The sequence below is a fragment of the Agrobacterium sp. DE0009 genome (genome assembly GCF_007680755.1).
Classification (GTDB): domain Bacteria; phylum Pseudomonadota; class Alphaproteobacteria; order Rhizobiales; family Rhizobiaceae; genus Agrobacterium; species Agrobacterium tumefaciens_B.
This window is the reverse complement of record NZ_VEIU01000001.1, coordinates 1,820,251-1,846,229: the sequence shown is the minus strand read 5'-3', so window position 1 is coordinate 1,846,229 and position 25,979 is coordinate 1,820,251. Positions and strand designations below refer to the sequence as shown.

23 protein-coding genes and 1 other RNA gene are annotated in these 25,979 nt (G+C 59.9%); 6 read left to right on the top strand and 18 right to left on the bottom strand.

All coding sequences use genetic code 11. From position 1 onward, the window contains the following. Nucleotides 1-21: 21 nt before the first annotated feature. The 8 genes from pnp to rimP all read right to left on the bottom strand — a co-directional run bounded on the left by pnp (nt 22) and on the right by rimP (nt 10,215). On the bottom strand, nt 22-2,169 hold the full coding sequence (gene pnp, locus FS804_RS09340) for a polyribonucleotide nucleotidyltransferase (protein WP_144576255.1): 2,148 nt from the start codon (nt 2,167-2,169) through the stop codon (nt 22-24). 279 nt (nt 2,170-2,448) lie between these two features. Continuing rightward, entirely contained in the window at nt 2,449-2,718 is a 270-nt protein-coding gene (rpsO, locus tag FS804_RS09335; RefSeq protein ID WP_003492949.1) for a 30S ribosomal protein S15, read from the bottom strand. A gap of 181 nt (nt 2,719-2,899) precedes the next feature. Next, on the bottom strand, nt 2,900-3,847 hold the full coding sequence (truB, locus tag FS804_RS09330) for a tRNA pseudouridine(55) synthase TruB (protein ID WP_063949331.1): 948 nt from the start codon (nt 3,845-3,847) through the stop codon (nt 2,900-2,902). A gap of 3 nt (nt 3,848-3,850) precedes the next feature. Continuing rightward, the gene (rbfA, locus tag FS804_RS09325; protein WP_004439055.1) at nt 3,851-4,267 is read right to left on the bottom strand and encodes a 30S ribosome-binding factor RbfA; all 417 of its coding nucleotides are present in this window, start codon (nt 4,265-4,267) and stop codon (nt 3,851-3,853) included. Between the two features lie 139 nt (nt 4,268-4,406). After that, entirely contained in the window at nt 4,407-7,139 is a 2,733-nt protein-coding gene (gene infB / locus FS804_RS09320; protein ID WP_063949332.1) for a translation initiation factor IF-2, read from the bottom strand. Nucleotides 7,140-7,241: 102 nt separating this feature from the next. Then, nucleotides 7,242-7,943: an RNA-binding protein gene (locus FS804_RS09315; protein ID WP_144576254.1), complete on the bottom strand. Its 702-nt coding sequence runs from the start codon at nt 7,941-7,943 to the stop codon at nt 7,242-7,244. Then, nucleotides 7,940-9,556, bottom strand: coding sequence for a transcription termination factor NusA (gene nusA, locus FS804_RS09310; protein ID WP_144576253.1), 1,617 nt, complete (start codon nt 9,554-9,556; stop codon nt 7,940-7,942). Before nusA ends, FS804_RS09315 begins: the two co-directional genes overlap by 4 nt. A gap of 62 nt (nt 9,557-9,618) precedes the next feature. Then, the gene (gene rimP, locus FS804_RS09305) at nt 9,619-10,215 is read right to left on the bottom strand and encodes a ribosome maturation factor RimP (RefSeq protein ID WP_144576252.1); all 597 of its coding nucleotides are present in this window, start codon (nt 10,213-10,215) and stop codon (nt 9,619-9,621) included. A gap of 285 nt (nt 10,216-10,500) precedes the next feature. On the opposite strand from rimP, the gene FS804_RS09300 reads away from it, so the two are divergent. Continuing rightward, the gene (locus FS804_RS09300) at nt 10,501-12,129 is read left to right on the top strand and encodes an MFS transporter (protein WP_063949335.1); all 1,629 of its coding nucleotides are present in this window, start codon (nt 10,501-10,503) and stop codon (nt 12,127-12,129) included. A 162-nt stretch (nt 12,130-12,291) separates the two neighbouring features. On the opposite strand, the gene FS804_RS09295 is transcribed toward FS804_RS09300, so the two are convergent. Beyond that, nucleotides 12,292-13,557 carry a lytic murein transglycosylase gene (locus FS804_RS09295; protein ID WP_144576251.1) on the bottom strand — a complete coding sequence of 422 codons (1,266 nt, stop codon included), beginning with the start codon at nt 13,555-13,557 and terminating at the stop codon, nt 12,292-12,294. A 38-nt stretch (nt 13,558-13,595) separates the two neighbouring features. Continuing rightward, nucleotides 13,596-14,201, bottom strand: coding sequence for a recombination mediator RecR (gene recR / locus FS804_RS09290; RefSeq protein ID WP_003524309.1), 606 nt, complete (start codon nt 14,199-14,201; stop codon nt 13,596-13,598). Between the two features lie 37 nt (nt 14,202-14,238). On the opposite strand from recR, the gene FS804_RS09285 reads away from it, so the two are divergent. Continuing rightward, nucleotides 14,239-14,874 carry an MOSC domain-containing protein gene (locus FS804_RS09285; RefSeq protein WP_186376717.1) on the top strand — a complete coding sequence of 212 codons (636 nt, stop codon included), beginning with the start codon at nt 14,239-14,241 and terminating at the stop codon, nt 14,872-14,874. Between the two features lie 54 nt (nt 14,875-14,928). Here the strand turns inward: FS804_RS09285 and FS804_RS09280 are convergent, their stop codons facing one another. The 3 genes from FS804_RS09280 to ffs all read right to left on the bottom strand — a co-directional run bounded on the left by FS804_RS09280 (nt 14,929) and on the right by ffs (nt 17,330). After that, a complete protein-coding gene (locus FS804_RS09280; RefSeq protein WP_063949339.1) occupies nt 14,929-15,252 on the bottom strand; it encodes a YbaB/EbfC family nucleoid-associated protein in 324 nt (107 codons plus the stop codon). Nucleotides 15,253-15,276: 24 nt separating this feature from the next. Next, nucleotides 15,277-17,154, bottom strand: a complete 1,878-nt coding sequence (locus FS804_RS09275; RefSeq protein ID WP_144576250.1) for a DNA polymerase III subunit gamma/tau — start codon at nt 17,152-17,154, stop codon at nt 15,277-15,279. Nucleotides 17,155-17,233: 79 nt separating this feature from the next. Further along, an RNA gene (ffs, locus tag FS804_RS09270) (signal recognition particle sRNA small type) lies at nt 17,234-17,330 on the bottom strand. 65 nt (nt 17,331-17,395) lie between these two features. On the opposite strand from ffs, the gene FS804_RS09265 reads away from it, so the two are divergent. Then, a complete protein-coding gene (locus tag FS804_RS09265) occupies nt 17,396-17,824 on the top strand; it encodes an HIT domain-containing protein (RefSeq protein ID WP_063949788.1) in 429 nt (142 codons plus the stop codon). Beyond that, nucleotides 17,824-18,786, top strand: coding sequence for an NAD(+) diphosphatase (gene nudC, locus FS804_RS09260; RefSeq protein WP_144576249.1), 963 nt, complete (start codon nt 17,824-17,826; stop codon nt 18,784-18,786). The genes FS804_RS09265 and nudC overlap by 1 nt, the downstream gene beginning before the upstream one ends. A gap of 20 nt (nt 18,787-18,806) precedes the next feature. On the opposite strand, the gene FS804_RS09255 is transcribed toward nudC, so the two are convergent. Then, nucleotides 18,807-19,670, bottom strand: coding sequence for a prephenate dehydratase (locus tag FS804_RS09255; RefSeq protein WP_063949341.1), 864 nt, complete (start codon nt 19,668-19,670; stop codon nt 18,807-18,809). Between the two features lie 12 nt (nt 19,671-19,682). Then, nucleotides 19,683-20,438, bottom strand: coding sequence for a 3-deoxy-manno-octulosonate cytidylyltransferase (locus FS804_RS09250; RefSeq protein ID WP_144576248.1), 756 nt, complete (start codon nt 20,436-20,438; stop codon nt 19,683-19,685). A 150-nt stretch (nt 20,439-20,588) separates the two neighbouring features. Between FS804_RS09250 and FS804_RS09245 the strand changes: the two genes are divergently transcribed. Continuing rightward, nucleotides 20,589-21,164 (top strand): cytochrome c family protein, encoded by a 576-nt coding sequence (locus tag FS804_RS09245; RefSeq protein WP_063949343.1) that lies wholly within the window; start codon nt 20,589-20,591, stop codon nt 21,162-21,164. Between the two features lie 157 nt (nt 21,165-21,321). Here the strand turns inward: FS804_RS09245 and FS804_RS09240 are convergent, their stop codons facing one another. The 3 genes from FS804_RS09240 to FS804_RS09230 form a co-directional block, all read right to left on the bottom strand. Beyond that, nucleotides 21,322-22,047: a sugar transferase gene (locus tag FS804_RS09240; protein ID WP_144576247.1), complete on the bottom strand. Its 726-nt coding sequence runs from the start codon at nt 22,045-22,047 to the stop codon at nt 21,322-21,324. Between the two features lie 269 nt (nt 22,048-22,316). After that, complete coding sequence (locus FS804_RS09235; RefSeq protein ID WP_144576246.1) at nt 22,317-24,611, bottom strand: transglycosylase domain-containing protein; 2,295 nt, start codon at nt 24,609-24,611, stop codon at nt 22,317-22,319. A gap of 140 nt (nt 24,612-24,751) precedes the next feature. Next, nucleotides 24,752-25,210, bottom strand: coding sequence for a YbaK/EbsC family protein (locus FS804_RS09230; protein ID WP_144576245.1), 459 nt, complete (start codon nt 25,208-25,210; stop codon nt 24,752-24,754). 471 nt (nt 25,211-25,681) lie between these two features. Between FS804_RS09230 and FS804_RS09220 the strand changes: the two genes are divergently transcribed. Then, nucleotides 25,682-25,891, top strand: a complete 210-nt coding sequence (locus tag FS804_RS09220; RefSeq protein ID WP_003492998.1) for a cold-shock protein — start codon at nt 25,682-25,684, stop codon at nt 25,889-25,891. The last annotated feature ends 88 nt before the right edge of the window (nt 25,892-25,979 follow it).

Genomic DNA, 25,979 nt, shown 5'->3' with positions numbered 1-25,979 from the left:
ATAGGGTCTGGTGGCGCGGCCTTATTCGGCAGCGGCTTCACCGTCTTCCTTCTTCTTGTCGGCAACGATTTCCTTGCCGCTTTCCTGGTCGACAACCTTCATGGACAGGCGAACCTTGCCACGCTCGTCGAAGCCCATCAGCTTGACCCAGACCTTGTCGCCTTCCTTGACGACGTCGGAAGTCTTGGCAACGCGCTCGGAAGCGAGCTGCGAAATGTGGACGAGGCCGTCACGGGCGCCGAAGAAGTTGACGAAAGCGCCGAAGTCGGCGGTCTTGACAACCGTGCCTTCGTAGATCGCGCCGACTTCCGGTTCCGCAACGATGGAGTGAATCCACTTACGAGCCGCTTCGATTTCCTTGCCGGAAGAAGAAGCGATCTTGACGGTGCCGTCGTCCTCGATGTTGATCTTCGCACCCGTCTTTTCGACGATTTCGCGAATGACCTTGCCGCCGGAGCCGATGACTTCACGGATCTTGTCGACCGGAATGTTCATCACTTCGATGCGCGGCGCAAATTCGCCGAGCTGGCCGCGGCTCTCGGTGATGGCATTGGCCATTTCGCCGAGAATGTGCTTGCGGCCACCTTGTGCCTGCTCCAGAGCGATCTTCATGATCTCTTCGGTGATACCGGCGATCTTGATGTCCATCTGCAGCGAGGTAATGCCGTCGGCGGTACCTGCAACCTTGAAGTCCATGTCGCCGAGGTGGTCTTCGTCACCGAGAATGTCGGAGAGAACCGCGAAACGGTCACCTTCGAGGATCAGGCCCATGGCGATGCCCGCAACCGGCTTGGCAAGCGGAACACCTGCGTCCATCAGTGCAAGCGAGGTGCCGCAAACCGTTGCCATCGACGAGGAGCCGTTGGATTCGGTGATTTCGGAAACGACGCGCAGCGTGTAGGGGAATTGTTCGGCAGTCGGCAGCATCGGACGGATCGCGCGCCATGCGAGCTTGCCGTGGCCGATTTCGCGACGGCCCGGGGAACCCATGCGGCCAGTTTCGCCGACCGAGTAGGGCGGGAAGTTGTAATGCAGCAGGAAGCGTTCCTTGTACATGCCGGTGAGGCTGTCGACATACTGTTCGTCTTCGCCGGTGCCGAGGGTCGCAACAACGATCGCCTGGGTTTCACCGCGGGTGAAGAGCGCCGAGCCGTGGGTGCGGGGCAGGATGCCGACTTCGGAAACGATTGGGCGAACGGTCGACAGGTCACGGCCGTCGATGCGGCTCTTGGTGTCGAGAACGTTCCAGCGAACGATCTTGGCCTGAAGGTGCTTGAAGACGGCGCCGATTTCTTCCGGCGTGTACTTGGCTTCGCCTTCTTCCGGCAGGAAGTGCGCCTTTACCTTCGCCTTGACGGCGTCGACGGCGGCGTAGCGGGAGGCCTTCTCTGTGATTTTGTAAGCGTCGCGCAGTTCAGCTTCCGCAAGGGCGAGCATCTCGTTTTCGAGCGTGGAAAAATCTTCCGGTTCGAACTCGCGCGGCTCCTTGGCGGCAACTTCCGCGAGCTTGATGATAGCGTCGATAACCGGCTGGAAACCGCGGTGACCGAACATGACCGCGCCGAGCATGACGTCTTCGTTCAGTTCCTTGGCTTCCGATTCCACCATCAGGACGGCGTCCTGTGTGCCGGCGACAACGAGGTCCAGGACCGATTCATCCATCTCGTCGAGATGCGGGTTCAGAACGTATTCTCCGTTGATGTAGCCAACGCGTGCGCCGCCGACCGGGCCCATGAAGGGAACGCCGGAAAGCGTCAGCGCTGCGGATGTGGCGATCATGGAGAGAATGTCAGGGTTGTTTTCCAGATCGTGCTGGATCACGGTGACGACAACCTGCGTGTCGTTCTTGTAGCCTTCAGGGAAGAGCGGACGGATCGGGCGGTCGATCAGGCGCGACACCAGCGTTTCGTTTTCGCTCGGACGTCCCTCACGCTTGAAGTAGCCACCGGGGATCTTGCCGGCAGCGTAGGTCTTCTCCTGATAGTTGACGGTCAGCGGGAAGAAATCCTGGCCCGGCTTCGGAGACTTTGCGGAAACCACAGTCGCGAGAACCATGGTCTCGCCGTAGGTTGCGATGACGGCGCCATCAGCCTGACGGGCGACCTTGCCGGTCTCGAGCTTCAGCGGGCGGCCTGCCCATTCGATTTCCACGGAGTGTTGATTGAACATATCTCGTCCTTGGTTGTGGCTGCCGCTCCGGCATCGTGCCGGCGGTGGCAGCGCAGTGACTCAATCACGGGCAAGACAGCGGGAGGCTTTCGACGAGCAAGCATCCGGCAATCCTGCCCCATGACAGGTCTGCGGTTGAAAAAGGCGGCGCCGGCCCATCCGGGTCGCCCTTATCGTCCGGGGGCCACATCAGCGGCAAACGCCCGGAAATTTATGCGGCCTCAAAAGACCGGATACAAAAACCGGCGGGCATCGTTGCGAAACCCGCCGGAGAAGTTATTAGCGGCGAATGCCGAGAGCACCGATCAGCTTGGAGTAACGGGCTTCGTCCTTCTTCTTCAGATAATCGAGAAGCGAACGACGGCTCGAAACCAGCGTCAGAAGGCCACGACGGGAGTGGTTGTCCTTCTTGTGGTCCTTGAAGTGACCGGTCAGGTTGTTGATCCGCTCGGTAAGGATAGCGACCTGAACTTCCGGCGAACCGGTGTCGCCTTCCTTCGTTGCATATTCCTTGATGAGGGCGGCTTTACGCTCTGCAGTAATCGACATCGGACGATCCTTTCAGTTTTAAGGAAAACGGGACGCCTAGAGCCGGGATGTCGTCCAGCTCTGGCCATGAAAAGCAAAGGCAAAGCCCAAGCTGGCGCTGCCTATAAACTATTCCGGGTGCAATGGAAAGAGGCGATTGACAGCGCTGCGCCACGCGTCGGCAAACGCGTGACGGTCCGACTCAGCCGAAAACCCTCTTCGGGCGAAACTCGCCTTCGCCGATTTCGCCAATGGCGACCAGCTTGCCATGTGCCGTAGCGTAGGCTTCCGGATGGTTGGCAGGCGCATCGCGCCCGCGCAGCAGGATAGGGTTGCCCATCTTTAACCGGTGCGCCTGGTCGTCGTTGATGATGAGGCGGGGAAGGGCGGAAAGCGCCTCCGCCGTGTCGATCAGATAGGCGTCCAGCGCTTCCAGCCGCTCGTCGCGGTCTTCAACGGCTTCCAGCGCGGTGAGAGTCTCTAGCGGCACCATCATGTCTTCGCCGAAGGGCGCGACCATGGTGCGGCGCAGTTCCGAGATGTGGCCGAAACAGCCGAGATCGCGGCCCATGTCGCGTGCCAGCGCCCGCACATAGGTGCCTTTGCCGCACTCCACCTCGAAATGCGCTGTATCGGCATCGGGGCAGGCCAGCAGTGTCAGGCGATGGATTTCCACCTCACGCGCGGGAATTTCCACCGTCTCGCCGTCGCGTGCCAGATCATAGGCACGCTCGCCGGCGATCTTGATGGCGGAGAACTGCGGCGGGGTCTGCATGATCATACCGGTATAATTGGGCAGAAGATCGCGGATCGCCTGCTCGTCCGGGCGATGATCGGAAGATTCGACCACTTCGCCTTCGAGATCGTCGGTCGCGCGTTGTTCGCCCCAGGTCACGGTGAATTCGTAGATCTTCCGGCCGTCCATGACGTAAGGCACGGTCTTTGTGGCGTCACCGAGCGCGATCGGCAGCATGCCGGACGCGAGCGGATCGAGCGTGCCGGCATGGCCGGCCTTCTGGGCGTTGAAAAGCCACTTGATCTTGGAAACGGCCTCGGTTGAGCCGAAATCGAGTGGCTTGTCGAGGATCAGCCAGCCCGAAATTGGACGGCCTTTGGGTTTGCGGTTCTGCTGTTTGCGTGGTTTGGACATGCTTCAGTTCTGTTCGTCGTCTTTTTCGTTTGAAGGCCCAAGATCGCGCTGCACTTCGGGCGAGCGCAGAAGCGCGTCGATCTTCTGGTAGTTGTCGAAACTCGTATCGTCGCGGAAACGCAGTTCCGGCATGTATTTCATCTGCCGAAGCTGCGGGCCGAGGCGGCCGCGCATGAACTTGGCGTGGCGGTTGAGTGCCGTGATGATGTCGGTGTGATCGGCAACGCCGAGCGGCGTTACGTAGGCAGTCGCGATCTTGAGATCGGGAGACATGCGCACTTCCGAAATGGAAATGACGGTGCTTTCGATCAGATCGTCGCGGACTTCGCCGCGCTGGAGAATCTGGGTCAGGGCGGCGCGCACCTGTTCGCCGACGCGCAGCATGCGTTGCGAAGGGGCCGATGATGTTGCTTTTGCCATTGATTATGCCTCAAACGGAGCGAGCGCCGGTAAGCCGGCGCCCGACAGTAAAGTCCTGTTCTGCGGCGAGAATGCGCTAACTCTTTGTTTTATCGCATTTCCGGACGGAAAACCGGGGTCCACTTTTCCTGGAAATGCTTTAGAGCGTTCTCGTGATGTGTTCGACGCGGAAGCACTCGATGGTGTCGCCAGCGCGGATGTCTTCGTAGTTCTCGAAGGCCATACCGCATTCCTGACCAACAGGCACTTCGTTGACTTCGTCCTTGAAGCGCTTGAGGGTCTTGAGCTTGCCTTCGTGGATAACGACGTTGTCGCGAACCAGACGCACGCCCGCACCACGTTCCACCTTGCCTTCGACGACGCGGCAACCCGCGACCTTGCCGACCTTGGTGATGTTGAACACCTCGAGGATTTCGGCATTGCCGAGGAAGGTCTCGCGACGTTCCGGCGAAAGCAGGCCCGACATCGCCGCCTTCACGTCATCCACCAGATCGTAGATGATGTTGTAGTAGCGGATTTCGATACCGGCGCGTTCGGACGCCGTCCGTGCCTGTGCGTTGGCGCGAACGTTGAAGCCGATGATCGCGGCGTTGGAGGCCTCGGCAAGCGAGATATCCGATTCCGTGATGGCGCCAGCACCGGAATGAACGATCCGAGCGCGAACTTCGTCGGTGCCGAGTTTGTCCAGCGAAGCGATAATGGCTTCGACCGAGCCCTGCACATCTGCCTTGATGACGAGCGGGAATTCCTTCATTCCCGAGGTCTGAAGCTGGCTCATCATCTGTTCCAGCGAACCACGCTGACCGGTCTGACGAGCGACAGCCTTGTCACGGGCCAGACGCTGGCGGTACTCGGAGATCTCGCGAGCACGGCTTTCGTTTTCGACAACCGCGAAACGGTCGCCGGCCGAAGGCGTGCCGGAAAGGCCGAGAATCTCGACCGGCATGGCCGGGCCGGCTTCCTTGACGTGTTCACCCTTGTCGTTGACAAGCGCGCGGACACGGCCCCACTGATCACCGGCAACGATGATCTGTCCGGGCTTCAGCGTACCCTTCTGAACCAGAACCGTGGCAACGGCACCGCGGCCGCGGTCGAGCTCGGCCTCGATGACCGTACCTTCCGCCGTGCGGTTCGGGTCTGCCTTGAGGTCGAGGATTTCGGCCTGCAGCAGGATCGCTTCAAGCAGCTTGTCGAGGTTGAGCTTGTTCTTGGCCGAAACTTCGACGTCAAGAACTTCACCGCCCATCGATTCCACGAAGACTTCGTGCTGCAAGAGCTGCTGGCGAACCTTGTCAGGGTTGGCCTCGTGCTTGTCGATCTTGTTGATCGCAACGACGATCGGGACACCCGCTGCCTTTGCATGGTTGATGGACTCGATCGTCTGCGGCATCACGCTGTCGTCTGCGGCAACCACGAGGACGGCAATATCCGTCGCCTGCGCACCACGGGCACGCATGGCCGTAAAGGCGGCGTGGCCGGGCGTATCGATGAAGGTGATCTTCTGACCGTTCTTCTCAACCTGATAGGCGCCGATATGCTGGGTGATGCCACCGGCTTCACCGGCAACGACGTTCGCCTGACGGATGGCATCGAGCAGAGAGGTCTTGCCGTGGTCGACGTGACCCATGATGGTGACGACGGGCGGACGGGCAACCATTTCGCCCTCGTCGTCCGTCTGGTTGAAGATGCCTTCTTCCACGTCGGATTCAGAAACGCGCTTGACGGTGTGGCCAAATTCGACCGCGATCAGCTCGGCCAGATCGGCGTCGATCACGTCGCCCGGCTTCATCATCTGGCCTTCCTTCATCAGGAACTTGATGACGTCGACCGCACGTTCGGACATGCGCTGCGACAGTTCCTGAATGGTGATGGTTTCCGGCAGGATCACTTCGCGCATAACCTTTTCACGGGTCTCCTGCATCTGGCTGCGGCGGAACTTTTCCTGCCGGCGGCGCATGGATGCCATGGAGCGGCCACGTGGCGTACCGTCCTCATCCAGGTTGGACGAGGTCACGGTCAGCTTGCCACGGCGGCGTTCTTCTTCTGTCTTCAGGCGGGCAGCCGGTTTGGCCGGCGCAGGTGCTGCGACCTTGCCGCGAACCGGCAGGTTGCCACGGCGTGCGCCGCGATCGTCCTCTTCGTCGCCATCCGGGCGGCGACCGCGCGGAGCGGCGGTTTCGGGCGTCGTGCGGCCGGGTGCAGCAGCGGCGGGCTGAGGACGGGTCTCGCCACGCGACGCCGGCTGGGCCGCCGCAGCGGGCCTTTCCGCGGTTGTCTGTGGCTTTGCTTCCACGGCCGGCTGGCTTGCCGCTACCTTGGCGGCTTCAGCCTCTTCGGCGGCACGACGTGCTGCCTCTTCCTTCTCGGCGGCAATGCGGCGTTCTTCTTCCACCTTGCGGCGTGCTTCGTCTTCGGCGCGCTGCTTGGCTTCGATGACATCGCGGGCCTGCGCTTCCATCAGCGCGCGGCGACGTGCTTCCATTTCACCGGCCGACAGATCGTGCAGGACGTTGCCGCGCGGACGCTCGGGCTGACGCTGCTGCGGTGCGGACGAGCCTGGGCGCTGCGGCTGGGACGAACCCGGACGCTGCTGTTGGCCGCCTGGCTGGTGAATGCGTGGCTGCGGAGCCTGCGGACGTGGCGCGGCGGCAGCAGGAGCAGCCGGCTTCGGCGCGGGCGTCACCGGCGAATGAACCTGCTTCTCGTCTTCCGGACGCATGGGGCGACGCTTGCGTGTTTCCACGACAACCGCGTTCGTGCGACCTCGACCCATATCCTGCCGCACGGTGCCCTGATTCATCCCGCCCGGCTTGAGGGTGAGAGTCTTCTTAGGCTGTGCGTTAAGTGTCTTGTCGTCGTTGTTGTCGGTCATTCCGTTCCCGTTCCTTCGGACGAGAACCGGATGACGTCCATCAGGTCTCGTCGTTCAATTGCTGCATCGGAACGCGGCGACCGTACATTTCAGTCGACCGCGTCATTGTTCTGTCCGGGCAGCGTCGCGTTCCGCCTGAGGTTGGCCGCCAAGGCGGTACCGCTCAAGCATCGTTGCGCGCTTCACTACACCCTCACCCGCCTGCCCTGCAAGCGCGCAGGCATGGATAAAAGCATTCTGGCCCATCAACTCGTCCATTTCGGCTTCGCTAAAGAGCCGGAAGGACGGAATTTCGTTGCCGGCATCGCTGCCGAGTGCCCAGGCCTTGCGGGCCTGGTCCAGTTTTCTGACGCCATCGGCCGCAGCATCGGTTGCGTGGAACACGGCGATCGCGTGTCCCGAACGGACAGCAGCATCGACCTTCGTCGCGCCGCTGATGAACTGACCCGCCTTGCGCGCCATGTTCATCATACCAGCCACATGCTGCGCCATCAGCCGGTCGAGAAGAGCGAGAAGCTCCGGCCCGGCCTTGACGTCGCGTTTGAGAGCCCGCGCGAAGAGCTTCTTCGCGATGGCCTTCTCGATCAGGGCGCGCTCGGGTGTCACCCAGCAACCGCGCCCCGGCAATTGGCGTTTCAGGTCCGGAACGACATTGCCGTCCGGGCCTGCGACGAAGCGGATCAATTCATCTGGCGATCCGCTCTGCCGTGTCACAATGCACATACGTCCATTGACGTCGCCCTTGATCCGCCCGTCATCGTCAGTCTCGGGCAGCTCGTCCGGCTCATGCGCCTGCGATGTCATTCCTGCTCGGCGGTATCCGCCTCCTCGGCAGCTTCCGCATCGGCGTCCTGTTCGGAAGCGAGCTCTTCGGCGGTGATCCAGCCTGCCAGAAGGCGAGCCTGCACCACCATGTTCTCGGCTTCGACGCGCGAAACATCGAGCTTGGAGAAGATGCCTTCGAACTTCTTCGTCTCGCCATCCTTGCGCTCGCTCCAGCCAACGAGATCGTCCGCTGCACAGCCGGCGAAGTCTTCGATGGTCTTGATGCCGTCTTCGCCGAGCGCAACCATCATCTGCGAGGTCAGGCCGTCGATCTGGCGCAGCTCGTCGGAAACGCCGAGTTCCTTGCGCTTGGCATCCATTTCGGCTTCCAGGCGTTCCAGATATTCGCGGGCGCGGGTCTGGATTTCATCGGCGGTGTCTTCATCGAAGCCATCGATCGACGAGATTTCGTCGAGATCGACATAGGCGAGTTCTTCAACCTGCGCGAAGCCTTCCGAAGCCAGAACCTGGCCGACCATTTCGTCGACGTCGAGCGCTTCCATGAAGAGGGCCGTGCGCTCGTTGAATTCCTTCTGGCGACGCTCGGATTCTTCCTGCTCGGTCATGATGTCGATATCCCAGCCGGTCAGCTGCGATGCCAGACGCACGTTCTGACCGCGGCGGCCGATGGCGAGAGACAGCTGCTCGTCGGGAACAACCACTTCGATACGCTCGGATTCTTCATCCAGAACGACCTTGGCGACTTCCGCCGGCTGCAGGGCGTTGACGATGAAGGACGCCGGCTCCTGGCTCCACGGAATGATGTCGATCTTCTCGCCCTGCAATTCGCCGACAACGGCCTGCACGCGCGAACCGCGCATACCGACGCAGGCGCCGACCGGGTCGATCGAGCTGTCGTTCGAGATAACGGCGATCTTGGCGCGCGAACCGGGGTCACGCGCAACCGACTTGATCTGGATGATGCCGTCGTAAATTTCCGGAACTTCCATGGTGAACAGCTTCACCATGAACTGCGGATGGGTACGCGACAGGAAAATCTGCGGGCCACGCTGTTCGCGGCGAACGTCATAGACGTAGGCGCGCACGCGATCACCGTAACGCATGTTTTCGCGCGGGATCATCTCATCACGACGGATAATGCCTTCGCCACGGCCGAGATCGACGATGACATTGCCGTATTCGACGCGCTTGACGGTGCCGTTGACGATCTCGCCGATGCGGTCCTTGAACTCGTCATACTGGCGGTCACGCTCGGCTTCACGCACCTTCTGGACGATCACCTGCTTGGCGGACTGGGCGGCAATACGCCCGAAATCCATCGGCGGCAGTGGGTCGGCAATGAAATCGCCGAGCTTGGCGTCCGGGTTGCGGTCGCGGGCCAGCTCCAGCGGGATCTGGGTCGAATAGTCCTCAGCGGCCTCGACAACTTCCAGAAGACGCTGCAGGCGGATTTCGCCGGTCTTGGAGTTGATGTCGGCGCGGATGTTGGTCTCCGAACCATAGCGCGAGCGGGCGGCTTTCTGGATAGCGTCGGCCATTGCGGCAAGCACGATTTCGCGGTCAATGACCTTTTCGCGCGCCACAGCATCGGCGATCTGCAGAAGCTCAAGCCGGTTAGCACTCACTGCCATTTTTATATCTCCGTAAGTCGCATAATTGCGGGGATCGCCCGTTTCCGGGCTTTACGTTGGAATTAGTCTTCGTCTGCTTCGTTTTCGTCGTTCTGGTTTGCGGCAGCGGCCTTGGCCGCCTTGTCTGCCCGCAGCGCATCACGAATAAGGTCGTCCGTCAGAATGAGCTTCGCATCCGAAAGCGCAGTGAACGGAACGATGACCGTCGGCTCTTCGCCATAAGCGATCTGGTCGCGTTCCAGCTTGAAACCGTCAGCATCAACCTCAACGATCTTGCCGCGAAACCGCTTGCGGTTCTCGACCAGAATGGAGGTTTCGACCTTCACCAGATGGCCCTGCCAGCGGGTGAAATCCGATTTGCGAACCATCGGCCGGTCGATGCCGGGCGAGGAAACTTCGAGATGATACGCCTTATCGACGGGATCTTCCACATCAAGAACCGGTGAAATGGCCATGGAGATGGCTTCACAGTCCTCAACGGTCATCGTGCCGTCTTCCCGCTCCGCCATCACCTGCAGGGTCATGCCGTTCTGGTTGGAAAGCCGCACGCGTACCAGAACATAGCCCATACCTGCCAGAACAGGCTCGATGATTTCGGCAATACGCTGGTCGATGCCGGTTTCGGTTATCAGTCGCGGTTCATGTGCGGTGTCTGCCATATGGCCTTCCGGTCTCTCTTTTTCATCGGGCGATGCGCCCGCCGTTTCCGGCTCGCCTAACGAAAAAGAGCGGAGCCTTGCGGCCCCACTCTTCATCAAGCGATCAAGAATTTCAGGGGTCATATAGACCTATCGGGGCAGGATTGCAAGGTTTTCGCCAAAATCGACGACACTGGAGGCAATCGTCACATTTTCACCCCGACGATGGCGCAGGGGGTGGATTGATTTTCGGCACTGTCTATAGTTGCCGTTTGATAAATCGCAGTTGCATCAAGTGGACAGATCGTGCCTGACCGTAAATCGCCACTCGCGCCTTTAAGGCATTTGACCTACAGACGAATCTGGTTTGCGAGCATCGCCTCGAATTTCGGCGGGCTGATCCAGGCCGTGGGTGCGGCCTGGATGATGACCTCGCTGTCGAGTTCGGAAAACATGATCGCGCTGGTGCAGGCCTCCACCTCGCTGCCGATCATGCTGTTCTCGCTGATTTCAGGCGCGCTCGCCGACAGTTTCGACCGCCGACGCATCATGATTTCGGCGCAGATACTGATGCTGACGGCCTCCGTGCTGCTCACCGTCTTTGCCTGGTCGGGATGGCTCACGCCCTGGCTGCTGCTGTTCTTCACCTTCATGATCGGTTGCGGCACCGCGCTCAACAATCCATCGTGGCAGGCGTCCGTCGGCGAAATGGTGCCGCGCGAGGATTTGCCGGCTGCGGTGACGTTGAACAGCGTCGGCTTCAACATTACCCGCAGCGTCGGACCGGCCATTGGCGGTATCATCGTCGCGGCCGCCGGTGCCGCCGCCGCATTTTTTGTCAATGCGCTGAGCTACTTCACGCTCATCTACGCCCTGTTTCGCTGGCAGCCGCCGAAATATGCCTCGAGCCTGCCGCGTGAGCAGCTGCTGGCGGCCATCTCGGCTGGCATGCGTTATGTGGCGATGTCGCCCAACATCGGCAAGGTGCTGGTGCGAGGCTTCCTTTTCGGCCTTTCCGCCAGCGCCATCCTTGCCCTGATGCCCATCGTCGCCCGCGATCTGGTGGAGGGCGGCCCCTTGACTTACGGCGTCATGCTGGGTGCATTCGGCGTTGGTGCCATCGGCGGCGCGCTGGTCAGCGCGCGCCTGCGGGAGGTCATGTCGAGCGAATGGATCGTTCGCGTGGCTTTTCTCGGCTTTGCTTTCAGTGCCGGAGTGACTGCAATCAGCACCAATGCCATCATCACGTCCCTGGTGCTGACGATCGCCGGCGCCTGCTGGGTTCTGGCGTTGTCGCTCTTCAACACCATCGTTCAGCTTTCCACGCCGCGCTGGGTGGTGGGCCGGGCGCTTTCGCTTTACCAGACGCTGACCTTCGGCGGTATCGCCGTCGGCAGCTGGCTATGGGGTGAACTTGCCGAGGACTACGGCATTTCCTATTCCCTGCTGGGCTCCTGTCTCCTGATGCTGCTCGGCGTTGTCGTGGGTTTCAAACTTGCCATGCCGGCCTTCGCCTCGCTCAATCTCGATCCGCTCAACCGGTTCGTGGAGCCGCCGCTCAGGCTCGATATCAAGCCGCGCAGTGGTCCCATCGCCATCCTTATCGACTATGAAATCCACGACGAAGACCTTGGTGAATTCCTGCCGCTGATGGCGGAGCGTCGCCGTATCCGTATCCGCGATGGCGCCCGCAACTGGAACCTGATGCGCGATCTCGAAAACCCTGATATCTGGACGGAAAGTTACCATGTGCCGACTTGGGTGGAATATGTCCGCCATAACCACCGCCGCACCCAGGCGGATGCGGAAGCCTGGGACCGGCTGCTCGAGCTTCACCGCGGCAAGACGCGCCCCCGGGTGCATCGGATGATCGAGCGGCAGACCATTCCACCGACCGACGACATCTTTCACAAGCCGCACACCGATCAGCATTGAGTGACGATGTTAAGTGAGTGGCGATGCCCTTCCCGCACTCTCCCGTCATCCTCGGGCCTGTCCCGAGGATCCAAACACCTATCGTTCAATCAATCGGTTGCAGATGCTCGGGACGGGCGCGAGCATGACGGGGGAGAGGTTTTCACACGTTGCCAGCAACCGCTACTTCAGCTTCGTCTTCAGCGTGGCGTCTGGAAAACACGTTGGGGCCAAGCCGTTTTTCGCCTGCCAGTCGCCGAGTGAGCGACGCGTCTTGAAACCGGCCAGCCCGTCCGCCTTTCCCACATCGTAACCCTTGGCGACCAGCGCCTTCTGCATGGTGAGGACATCCGAGCGCAGCATAGAGCCGACATTGCCCCATTCCCCCTTGAATGGTCCTGCGCCATGGGCGATGCGGTCGGCGAGATTGCCGATGAAAAGGGCGTAGAGATCGGAATTGTTATATTCCTTGATGACGTAGAAATTCGGTGTCACCACGAATTCCGGCCCGTGTCTCCCGGCAGGCACCAGCATCATGCCGTCGGCAGTCAGGTCATTGGCAGGAAAGGCTTTTCCGGAGATGCTGGTAATGCCCATCTTCGCCCAGTCGGCCACCGGCCGGGCGAGGTCGGGGCCTTCCTGCGCGCAGGAGACATTGGCCGGGATGGAGACTTCGAAACCCCAGTCACGACCGCGTTGCCAGCCGCGCGCAGAAAGATAGTTCGCTATGGATGCCAATGCATCCGGCACTGAATTCCAGATATCGCGATGACCGTCGCCATCGAAGTCCACGGCATATTTCAGATAGCTCGACGGCATGAATTGCGGCTGGCCGAGCGCACCGGCCCAGGAACCCATCATGCGCGAGGCAGCGATATCACCGCTTTCGACGATCTTCAGCGCATCGATAAGCTCGGCACGGAACATCTCCTTGCGGGTGGACATATAGGCTTTCGTGGCCAAGACATCGATCACCGAATGGGGAAGTTTTGCCCGACCGAAACCGGATTCGCGGCCCCATATGGCAACGACGATATCGCCGGGCACACCATATTTGGCCTCTATCCGGCGTAGCGTCGCCGCGTGGGTGGAGGCAAGCGAACGCCCGGTGGCTGCTAGCCCCTGTAGCCGCTTTTCGGAGAAATAGGCGCCTGGCGAGGAAAATTCCGCCTGACTCTGGCTCTGTTCCTTCGGCGGTTTTTGGCCCGGAATGACGAGATCGGGCAGGTTCCAGCTGATGGACAGACCGCTGAGCGTGGCCTCAAGCGTCTTTTGCGAAATGCCGGCCTTGCGGGCTTCCGGCCAGATCTCTTTTTTCAGCCAGGCATGAAATTCGACATCATATCGGGCTGCCGCAGCTCCTGTCGGTGCCGATTGCGCCAACGCCGTCGTTGCTGAAAAAACGGAAAGAAGGCCAGCCAGTGCCTTCGTGGCAAAACGGTTTCGCATTCGGTCTCCTCTTTGAATGACGGGGAGGGAGGGGCGCTTTAGATTGTCGTGCGCGCCCGAAGCGCCGCCGTCAATGTCCCCTCATCGAGATAGTCAAGTTCGCCGCCCACCGGCACGCCGTGCGCAAGCCGGGTGATCTTGATGTCGAGACCGGAGAGGCGGTCGGTGATGTAATGAGCGGTTGCCTGCCCTTCCACTGTCGCATTGACGGCGATGATGAGTTCGCGAATGCCGCCAGCGCTCACACGGTCGATCAGGCCCTTGATGTTCAGGTCCTCCGGCCCAACGCCGTCCAGCGGCGACAGCGTGCCACCCAGAACATGATAGGCCGTGTTCATCGCGCCTGTCCGCTCCAGCGCCCACAAATCCGACACGTCTTCCACCACGATGATGACCGACTGATCGCGCCGGTCGTCGGTGCAGACGGTGCAGGGATCGATCGTGTCGACATTGCCGCAGCAGGAGCAGATCTTTACCTTATCATAGGCTTCGCCCATGGCATGTCCCAAAGGCCCGAGAAGCTGTTCCTTCTTCTTGATGAGATGCAACGCCGCCCGGCGCGCCGAGCGGGGGCCAAGCCCCGGCACTTTTGCCAGAAGCTGGATCAGTTTTTCGATTTCGGGACCAGTGACTCGTTTTGCCATGAGCGCTTTCTACTGCATAAATTAGGAAACGGGAATCATGAAGCGCGAAGGGCAGTCCATGAAAATAGGGGCGGTGTGCCGGGGCGAGGCGACAAGCCTGCCGGGAAAGACGACGAAGACGGGTATCTTCAAGCACGCGGTGCAGGGGCCGGTGATGGTCGATGCCCAGGGCATCGTCAGCGACGCCGTTTGCAATCGCAAACACCACGGCGGGCCGGACCAGGCGATCTACGTCATGGGTTCGGCCGATCTCGACTTCTGGTCCCATTTTCTGGGCTATGCGGTTGAACCGGGTTTTTTCGGCGAAAATCTGGTCATCGATGATGTCGACAGCGCAAAGCTGCACGTTGGCGACAGGTTCAAGGCAAATGAAGTCGTGCTGGAAGTGACCGCCGCGCGCATTCCCTGCGCCACGCTGTCGGCTCGGATCGGCGATCCCGATTTCGCGCCTCGCTTCCGGCATGCGGGCCATCCGGGTTTTTATTGCCGGGTATTGAGCGGTGGAATGCTCGCTGCCGGGGAGGAGATCGCCTTTGAAGCCTATCAGGGAACGAAGCTGGCGATACCAACCATTTTGCAACGATTTCGTCCATTGCGGCTGAGCGTGTCGGAACGTGCGGCCTATCGCGAAACACCGCTGGCAAGCCGGTTCCGGGCGATGCTGGAAGTCTGAAAATAGGTGTCCGCCAAACCGGCTGAAGGCCGGAATGGCGGACAGATCATCAAATCAGAATGGCAGCTTCATGCCGGGCGGCAGCGGCAGACCGGCGGTCAGGCCAGCCATCTTTTCCTGGGCCTGCGCCTCGCCCTTACCCTTCGCGTCCTTGTGGGCCGCAACGATGAGGTCTTCGAGGATTTCGACTTCGTCTTCCTTGAGTAGCGACGGATCGATCTTCAGACCACGCATTTCGCCCTTGCCATTCAGGATAACGGTCACCAGACCGCCGCCAGCACGTCCTTCGATTTCAAGCGCAGCAATTTCTTCCTGCACCTTCTCCATCTTGGACTGCATTTCCTTGACCTTGCCCATCATGCCCATGATGTCGCGCATATGCCAATCTCCTGTTCTTCTTGTTTAAAACTCGATGTCGTCGCCGGGAAGGATGTCGCCTTCGCTCGATTCGGCAACCGATGGCGGGGTGATATCCTCCGCCTCATCCTGCAACGCGGCGCGGATGCGCACGTCGGTGATTTTAGCACCCGGAAACTGCGCCAGAATCGCGGCGACGTCGGGGTCCTGCCGTGCATCGACGAGACGCGCATCGCGGGCGTTGCCTTCGGCTTCGACAAGCGTCGGCTCGCCCTGGTCCTTGCTGAGGCTGACGATCCAGTGGATGCCGGTCCATTCCTTCAGCTTAACGCCCAGTTCGCCGGGAAGTGAGCCGGGTGCGCCCTCGCCAAGGCGCATATCAAGCCGGCCGGGCTCCAGCCGCACCAGCCGCACGAAGTTGCGAACCTTCGCCCGCATGACCGGATCGCGGTTTTTCTGGCAGAGATCGGCTATATCCTGCAGCGAGTTAACGGGAACTTTCGGCTCCGGTCTCTCTTCGGTTTTCGGGGAAGCGACCTGCATCTCCTGCGGCCGGCTATCTGGAACGGCGCGCAGCATCGTGGATGGCTGCGGACCGGCCTGCCTCGGGGCGGCAAATTCTGCAGGTCTTCCGGCTGCCACGGTCTGCGCCGACGAATAGGCGCGCGCGCCACCACCATTGCCGCCGCCTGAAGGCGCGCCATTGGCATAACCGCCGCCATCGCCATTCGAAAGTTCGAGCAGGCGACGTGCCGCATCCTCAGGTGCGGGTAGATTGGCGGCATGCGAAAGTCGGATCAGCACCATCTCGGCAGCACCGGCGGGGCGAGAAGCGTTTTCCGTTTCCGGAATTCCCTTCAGCAGCATCTGCCAGATGCGCGACAGCGCCGTCACGGCGATGGTGTCGGCAAACTCCGCGCCCCGCACGCGCTCCACTTCGGAGAGCGAGGGGTCTTCCGCCGCATCAGGCACATATTTCATCCGAGTGACGAGGTGGGTGAAGTCGGCAAGGTCGTTCAACACGACGACGGGGTTCGCGCCGGCCTCATATTGCCCGTTGAATTCCGCAAGGGCAGCGGCAACATCACCCTTCACGACATGCTGGAAAAGATCGACGATGCGCGCACGGTCGGCAAGACCCAGCATGCCGCGCACTGTTTCCGCCTCCACACGGCCGCCGCCATGGGCAATCGCCTGATCGAGCAGCGACAGGCCGTCGCGGGCGGAACCTTCGGCCGCACGCGCAATCATGGATAGAGCCTGCGGATCGGCCTCGAAGCCTTCCTTGCCGGCAATGGCGGTAAACAGCCCGACGAGATCAGCAGCGCTGATACGGCGCAGATCGAATCGCTGACAGCGTGACAGAACCGTGATCGGAACCTTGCGGATTTCCGTTGTCGCGAAGATGAACTTCACATGCTCCGGCGGCTCTTCCAGGGTCTTCAAAAGACCGTTGAAAGCCTGCGTCGAGAGCATGTGTACTTCGTCGATGATATAGACCTTGTAACGCGCCGAGACCGGGCGATAGCGCACCTGCTCGATAATCTCGCGAATATCGTCGATACCCGTATGGGAGGCGGCGTCCATCTCGATCACGTCGACATGCCGGCCTTCCATGATCGCCTGGCAATGTTCGCCGGGAATGCGCAGATCGATGGTCGGCTTGTCGATGGTGTCGGTCTTGTAGTTCAGCGCACGGGCGAGAATGCGGGCCGTGGTGGTTTTGCCCACACCGCGAACGCCCGTCAGCATATAGGCCTGCGCGATACGTCCGGTCTCAAACGCATTGGTCAGCGTGCGGACCATCGGCTCCTGGCCGACCATCAGATCGGAAAAATCCTTCGGGCGATATTTGCGTGCCAGTACCCGGTAGCCGGTCCCGACCTGGGATTCGCTCGATGTGGTGGGTACGGTGTCGCTCATTGCCTCGCCAGTTTGTTTTGCCAGTTATCTTGGGGCGCGGAACTGGCCCGGCGAAAGCTGAGCACGGCATTTAAAAAAGGTGGGAGGCTGGCACGGCGACCCGTGCCGGGCTCGTTAGGGCTGCTTCCTTCCGGACCTGACCCGGTTGGCGAGTGGCTCGTCCACCACCAACCTCCCGGGGCCACATATCGGCAATATCGACAGCAAATGCAAGCCAAGCCTTCAAAAAACTGCTATCACGATGAAAACAAACATGGAGGACGCCTTGGAGACATTCCAGCTGGACGAAAGACTGGCGCGCGACAGCGTGCTTGTGACACGTTTGGGTCTTTGCGAGCTGCGCTTGCAAAACGACAGTCGCTGGCCCTGGCTGGTGCTGGTGCCGCAGCGGGATGGCGTCAGCGAATTGTTCGATCTCACTCCGCTCGATCAGGCCGTGCTGACATTCGAGACCAATCTCGTCGCATCCGCCTTGAAGGACATCACCGGAGCCACCAAGATTAATGTCGGCGCTTTGGGCAATATCGTCCGGCAGCTGCATGTCCACATTATCGCCCGCAATGAAGGCGACACCTGCTGGCCCGGTCCCATCTGGGGTCACGGAACGGCGGTACCGTATGCGGCGGGCGAAAAGGAAAGCCTCATGAAAAAAATCTCCGGCGCGCTCTGATGATATCAATGAAAATTTTCGAAACCACGGCACCCCATCCCGAAGCAAGCCTGCTGACGGCCTTTTCCAAAAATGCTCTCGACCGTTTCGCCGAAAAGCGCACCGAGGAGTGCGTTGCCGAGGCGCTGAAAGTCGACGGCACCCATATTTTCGCCTTTTCAGGTAACCGGCTGGTCCTCAAGCATGACGAGCAGGTGATCGACCCCCTGTTTGCCGCCTATGAACTGGCAGAGTTGCAGCCGGATTTCGACAATGCCGTGCTGCTCGGCTATCGCGAAACCGGCGAACCACGTATTGCGGTGCCTGTTGCCATCGCGGAGGACCAGCTGGCAAGCCACTACAAGCTGGCCGATGCCCGCACACTTTACCGCGATCAGCTGCTGGATGAAGAGTTATTGAGCGAGGTGGCCCAAGCCGTCAGCCTGACGCACTGGAACGGCGACAATCGTTTCTGCGGACGATGCGGCGGCACCATGGAGCTGCGGATCGGCGGCTATAAGCGCATCTGTTCGGCTTGCAACCACACGATTTTTCCCCGCACCGATCCCGTCGTCATCATGATGACGATCGACATCGAGCGCGATCTTTGCCTGCTTGGCCGCGGCGCGCATTTTGCGCCGGGCATGTATTCATGCCTCGCCGGTTTCGTTGAGCCGGGAGAGACGATCGAACAGGCCGTGCGCCGGGAAACGCATGAGGAATCGGGCGTCGACGTCGGTCGTGTTCGCTACCACGCGTCCCAGCCATGGCCGATGCCGCACACGTTGATGATCGGCTGTTATGCCGAGGCGCTCTCATCCGAAATTGCGCGCGACGAAATAGAGCTTGAGGATTGCCGCTGGTTCACACGGGAAGAGGTGGCGAAGATGCTGGACGCACCGGCGGGGGAAGGTTTGTCGGCTCCGCCGATCGGCGCAATCGCGCATCGGCTGATGCGCGATTGGGTGGAGTGGCCAAAGTGACCTAACGGCTTGTGGCGGGCTCAGCTCTGGTTGAGCTTGCCGCGCATGGGGTGACCCTTGTAAACTCCGAGAATGCGGACCTTCTCGGAAAAGAAGCGCAGTTCATCCAGCGCGTGCCGCACGGATTCGTCTTCGGGATGCCCCTCGATGTCGGCATAAAACTGCGTCGCCACAAACTTGCCGCCCAGCTGATAGCTCTCAAGCTTGGTCATGTTGATGCCATTGGTCGCGAAACCGCCCATGGCTTTGTAAAGCGCGGCGGGAATGTTGCGGACGTTGAAGACAAAGGTCGTGACGAGAATCTCGTCGCTCGTCTGGCGCTTCGCCCAGTTTTCATCGCGCGACAGCACCACGAATCGAGTGACGTTGTTCTCGGAATCCTCGACATTCTCGGCGAGAATATCGAGGCCGTAGAGGCTGGCGGCAAGGCGCGGCGCAAGGGCTGCCATGCTTCGGTCGCCCGTTTCGGAAACGAGCCTTGCCGAACCCGCGGTATCGCCGGCGATGACAGGCTTCCAACCGTTGGAACGAATGATCTTGCGGCACTGGCCAAGCGCATGGATATGGCTGTGCACGGTGCGGATTTCGTCCTTCGTCACGCCCGGCATCACCATCAGCTGAAAACGGATCGGCATGAAATATTCGCCGATGATGTGCAGGCGTGATTCGGGCAGCAGATGGTGAATATCCGCCACCCGGCCGGCGAGCGTGTTTTCGATCGGGATCATGCCGAGGTCAGCTTCGCCGTTTTCGATGGCGTTGAAGGCATCCTCGAATGTCGGGCACGGCAGAGGTTCCATGTCCGGAAACATGTCGCGGCAGGCCATGTCGGAATTCGCGCCGAATTCGCCCTGGAAGGCAATACGATTGGTGATCAGGCTCATGAAAACTGTCCGTTAATGGGTTCTGCTTGCGAGAATTTTGCGGGCTTTTTCGAGGTCATGCGGCGTGTCGACGCCGAGCGGTACGGAGTGGACGATTTCCGCATCGATGCGCATGCCGGCCTCGAGTGCCCGCAGCTGCTCCAGCCGTTCGCGCTTTTCCAGAGGGGAAGGCGGCAGGCTTACGAATGTCTCCAGCGCTGCACGGCGGTAGGTGTAGAGACCGATGTGATGATAAAGCGGGCCATCGCCATAGGGCGCGGTGGTGCGGGTAAAATAAAGCGCGCGCAGTCTCGTATCGGAAAGCGGGCTGCCGACGACCTTCACGACGTTGGGATTGGTCTTTTCCTGTTCATCGGTGATTTCGACCGTCAGCGTCGCAATGTCGACGGCGGAATTTTCCAGTGGGCGCAGCGAGGCGCGAATTGTTTCCGCCTCGATGGTCGGGAGGTCACCCTGGACATTGATGACATAGTCGGCCTTGCCGTAGGGATCGGCCTTTTGCAGCGCTTCGAAAATCCGGTCCGAACCGGATTGATGGTCGTCGCGCGTCATCATCACGTCGAAACCGGCACTTTGAACGGCGGAAAACACCTGTTCGTCATCAACGGCAACAACGATTCGTTCCGCGCCTGCTTCCCGCGCGCGCAGTGCCACCTGCACGATCATCGGCTTGCCGCCGATGTCGGCGAGCGGCTTGCCAGGCAGGCGCGTGGATGCCATCCGCGCCGGTATGAGGACGACAGCTTTCTCGAATTCCCGATTCTTCATCCGACACCCTTCAAATCCCGACCGAAAAGTGTCAAAACGTCACGGTGTGGGGAACATTATTCAAGTTGCGCAGGCTGTGCAAAAGCCATAGCTTTCGAGCAATTTCAAGATGCCCGGTTATATGGAGCGGATGCGAGGGAGCGCATATAGATGAATTCTTATGTTAATATGGGCGTTGGGGCGTTGCTGGGCACGGTTTTCGTTCTGATGTCGGTGTCGATTGCCTCTGAGGGCATTTTCCATGCACCTGCGCCCGAGAAGGAAGGTTTCGCTATTGTTGCCGCCGAAAGCGGTGGCGAAGCCGGTGGCGGAGAAGCTGCGGCAGCCGCGACGCCAATTGCAAAACTGCTTGCGAGCGCCGACGCCGCCAAGGGCGAGGCGGTCTTCAAGAAGTGTACGAGCTGTCATACCGGAGAGAGTGGTGGTCCAAACAAGGTCGGCCCCAATCTCTTCGATGTCGTCAACCGGCCGATCGCCAGCCACGAAGGTTTCAGCTACTCCGCAGCGATGAAGGATTTTTCCAAGGGCGGCTCCGTCCACTGGGATTACGATCACCTCAACTACTTCCTGGAAGCTCCGAAGAAACATGTTCCCGGCACGGCCATGGGCTTTGCAGGCGTGAAGAAGGAAACGGAAAGAGCCGACCTCATCGCTTATCTGCGCTCGCTATCTGCAAGCCCTGCGCCGCTTCCGGATCCGAATGCGCCGCCCGCACCGATGAACTGATTGTCTTCATGGTTGCATGATGAAAGCCCGGCAGCGCTGCCGGGCTTATACATTAAAGGCCGGAGCATCGTTATGATGTTCCGGCCTTGTTTGTCTTGAGGGCGATTGCAACACCGTCGAGACGACGCAAGGGCAATCGAAGCGGCGGACGTGAGAATCAGAAGCCCTTGCCGCCGCGCACCTCGGATATCACGGTGCCGACCATGATCTTGATATCCAGCCAAATCGAAAAATTCTCGACGTAATAAAGATCTGAGACGATCCGGGCGCGCGCCTTGTCGCTGCGGTCCGTCGGGCCGCGCAAACCTCGCATCTGCGCAAGGCCGGTAATGCCCGGCCGCACCCGGTGCCGCATGTGATAGTGCGGAACCAGTTCTTCGTAGAGGCGTCCTGCGGCCAGCATCCCGATGGCATGGCAACGCGGCCCGACCAGGGACATATCGCCCTTCAGCACATTCAGAAGCTGCGGCAGTTCATCAATATTGGTGCGGCGAAGAATAGCGCCGACGCGGGTAACGCGGGGATCGTCTTTAACCGTTTGCGCTACACCGGTCGCATCACACAGATCGCTTTTCATGGAGCGGAATTTATAGACACGGATCTTCCGTCCGTTCATGCCCCAACGCACCTGTGAAAACAGGACCGGTCCTTTGCTATCCAGTTTCACCAGCGCTGCTACCGTGATCAACACGGGGGCGAGCGCGACAAGGGCAATGGTTGCCCCCGCTATGTCCATCATTCTTTTCAGCGCGAACTGACTGCGCTTAGACGCCGAGATGCCTTTTTCAAAGGAAGGCTGCGTCGGTGTCAGTTCAAAAGTCGCTAATGTAGAATTGGCTGCCCCGTAAAAAGCAGCCGACGACGAGCTTTCAGTACCCAGCATAATATCACGCCCTGAAAAGTTCTTTTGTTGGAAATATTAAAATATATTAATGGTTAACAATTTATTTACCATAGAATACTGCTGAAATGTAGCTTCTTTTTTACAAAAATCAATCTAAGGTTAATGTGCATGCACGCTTATGTTGCGGCCTTACGCCAGGCATGCCCGGGACTGCGGATGCAGCCGCTTCAACGGGTGTTTGAAAGCTAAATGCTAATAGGATAAACGTGGCCAGTCCTGAGATCGGGGTCTGCTGCGGCTTTTTGCCGTCAATTCCCCATCAGAATGTCGAGCAGGGTCGTCTGCTTGGGCCTGGGTGACGCCTGACCACCAATATCGGCGGGCGGGACGGGGCCGTTCTCGGCTGAATAGCCGGGTTCGATATCGCGGGAGGGTAGAGTGGCGGGCGGCATCGGCGGGCCGGGCTGAGGTTGGTTCGCTGGAGCGGGAGCGTCGGGATAGACCCGACTGTCAGTCGATCCACCGCCGAGCGCATTGGAAATGAGGTCGCCAATGGAGGAGGGGGCGTTCTCAGGCGCCGGCTGCTGCATGTCGCCAAGCGGCGGTACACCGCCTGCACCGAGGCCAAATAGCGGCGCGGGCGAAAGGCCGGAGTGGGCAGCCGTCATGAAGTCTTTCCAGGCGCGGGCAGGAAGCCCGCCGCCCGTTACCTTTTTCATCGATGTGCCATCGTCGTTGCCGAACCAGACCCCGGTGGTGAGATTGCTGGTGTAGCCGACAAAAAGGGCGTCGCGGAAGGACTGCGTCGTGCCAGATTTTCCTGCCGCCTGCCAGCCTTGCAGGCGCGCGGCCTTGCCGGTGCCTTCAGTGATGACGCGGGACAACATGCCGTTCATGGTCGCGGCAATCTCTTCGCTCAGCACGCGCGGCGGATTGTCGTATTTGTTTTCATAAAGCACCTTGCCGTCGGCATCGGTGATGCGTTTGACGATGTGCGGCGTCGCCTTGTAGCCGCCGTTCATGAAGGGGGCGTAAGAGGCGGTCAGCTCCATCAGCGATACTTCCGACGTGCCAAGCGCGATGGAGGCATTGTTCTGGAGCTCGGATTCAATGCCCATACGATGCGCCACCTGGGTTACCCGCTCGGGTCCGACTTCCATGACCAGTTGCGCGGCAATCGTGTTCAGTGAATTGGCGAGAGCCGTTGCGAGCGTGACTTCGCCTCGATATTTCTTCTCGTAATTTTCCGGTGTCCAGTTGCCGATGCGTACAGGCCCGTCGTTGCGGATGGTGTATGGGGTCAAGCCCGATTCGAGGGCTGCGACGTATACGAAGGGCTTGAAAGCCGAACCGGGCTGCCTTTTTGCTTTCACGGCGCGGTTAAACTGGCTTTGGGCGTAATCTGCCCCGCCAACGACGGCGCGGATCGCGCCCGTCCCGTCAATGGAAACCAGCGCTGCCTGTGAAGCGCCCTGTTTCTTGCCGTCACCCTGGAGGACGTGGGACAGCGCCTTTTCGGCATCGCGTTCGAGATTGGGATCGATCGTCGTGTCGACGACAATGTCCTGCTTGACGTCGCCGACGAGATTGCGAACCTCCTCCAGCACCATATCGGCGGCATAATGCTCGGCGCCTGACCAGAAACGTTTCGCCTTGGTCGGCGGCTGCGACATGGCAGTCTTGATCTCGTCGTCGGTGATGAAACCGACATCGCGCATGGATTGCAGCACGACCTGCGCCCGCTCCTCCGCCGCCTGCGGATCGCGCGCGGGTGAAAGACGCGAGGGGGCTTTCAGAAGTCCGGCGAGCATGGCTGCCTCGCCCAGATTGACGTCCCGCGCCGACTTGTTGAAATACCGCCGCGAGGCCGCCTCGACGCCATAGGCATTGGAGCCGAAATAGACGCGGTTGAGATACATCGCCAGGATTTGGTCCTTGGTGAACTTGTGCTCCAGCCAGAAGGACAGCAGAACTTCCTGAACCTTTCGCTCCAGCGTGCGATCCGGGGAAAGGAAGAGATTTTTTGCCAGCTGTTGCGTCAGCGTCGAGCCACCCTGAACGGTGCGCCCCGTCAACAGGTTCGTAACGATGGCGCGTCCGAGGCCGAGCGGATCGACCCCGAAATGCGAATAGAACCGCCGGTCCTCGATCGCCATCACGGCCTGCGGGATGTAGGGCGACATGTCTTCCAGCGCCAGCGCCTCACCGCCGGTGGTGCCGCGATTGGCAAGAACGCTGCCATCGACGGAAACGATCTTCACATTCGGCGGGCGTTCGGGAATGGACCAGCTGCTGGCGCTCGGCATCCGCGCGCCGTAATAAAGGACAAGCGCGGCAACACCGATGCCGCCCCATATGCCGAGTACGATGCACCAGTAGAACAGTGAGCGGATGAACCCCGTGACGCCACGGCCTGAACTGCGGTTGCGCTTTTGGCTTTTTCCGGATTTTCTGCGGCTTGCTGGAGACTTTGCTTTTTTGGCTTCCTGCTTTGCAGTTCCGCTGATGCGCTCGCTGGCATCAAGACGCAGGTCATCACCGGACTCGTGGAAATCCCCGAAGGAAGGTTCTACCCGTTCGCGTGATTTTCCCTTGCCTGCCATCCAGCCTAAATCGCTCCTTTTGCAAAACCGCACACCCGTCAGGGTTAAGCTTCTATGCCTGCGCGATCCTTAATCCAGGATGAAGAGTTTAAATGCGGCAATTTAAGGCGGGGTTAAGTCTTTAAGGGATCACATCGGCGTCATTGGCAGACGTCGATCCACGCCGCGCCCGTCAGTTCGGCCATCACGTCGGGCGAAATCTTGACGGCAGCATTGGTGGCGCCGGCAGCAGGCACCACTTCGCCATACTGTTTAAGCGACAGGTCACAATAGACCGGCAGGGCCGAGGGCAGGCCGAATGGGCATACACCGCCTACCGGATGACTGGTCACCGCAACAACCTCCTCTGGCCCAAGCATGCGCGGTTTCGCTCCAAAATGATCCCTGAATTTGCGGTTATCCAGCCGTTTTGTCCCGGCGGTAACGACGAGAAGAACGAGATCACCCGCCTTCAGGCAGATCGTTTTGGCAATCTGGTCGGGGTCAACGCCATGCGCCTCGGCCGCGAGTGCGACGGTTGCCGAACTGGCTTCCGTCTCGATCACGGTGATTTCGGGCGACTTCTCGGCAAAAAAGGCTCTGACAGATTCAATAGACATGCGTATTTCTTAGGCGTTACGACGAGTCGCTTCAAGGTGCCGCGCGCAAGCTATGCGTTTTCCGCAATGCTGCGCTGCGATGAAGCGTCTGTTTTTTAAGCTGATATGCTGTATCTTCAAATCATCGAAGCGACGCACTCCTCCTCCCAGCGTCGCCCGATTGGACTGACAATACTCCTCCTCCCAATTGTCAGTCAGTTTTAAGAACCCGGCGCACCTCCTCCCGCGCCGGGTTTTTGCTGTCTGGAGCTTTCAATTCCTCTCGCCCGGCATAGCCTAACGTGATCGTTTCGTTCAAAGAAACTTGACTTTCTGCGACTTGCGACCTAGGTACTTCGCCATCGATATTTGTTTGACGACCAGAGCTTCGGCGTCTTTTTTGACGCTCACGACGATCTTTTCCTTCAAATTCGACCCAAGTCCGCACTGCTCGCAGTGCAAATACAAAATTGCCAACGGAAGGAAATCGTTATGGCGACTGGTACAGTTAAGTGGTTCAACGCAACCAAGGGCTACGGCTTCATTCAGCCGGACGACGGTTCGCAGGACGTGTTCGTTCACATCTCTGCTGTTGAGCGTGCAGGTCTGACCGCCCTCAACGACGGCCAGAAGCTCTCCTACGAGCTGATGCAGGACCGTCGCTCGGGCAAGATGTCCGCAGGTAACCTCGTTGCTGCCTGATAAGCGCTTTGACCCGAAAGGGTCACATGCATGAATGGGAAGGCCGGATTTTTCCGGCCTTTTTCTTTTGCGGGCAGCGCTTTTCGCA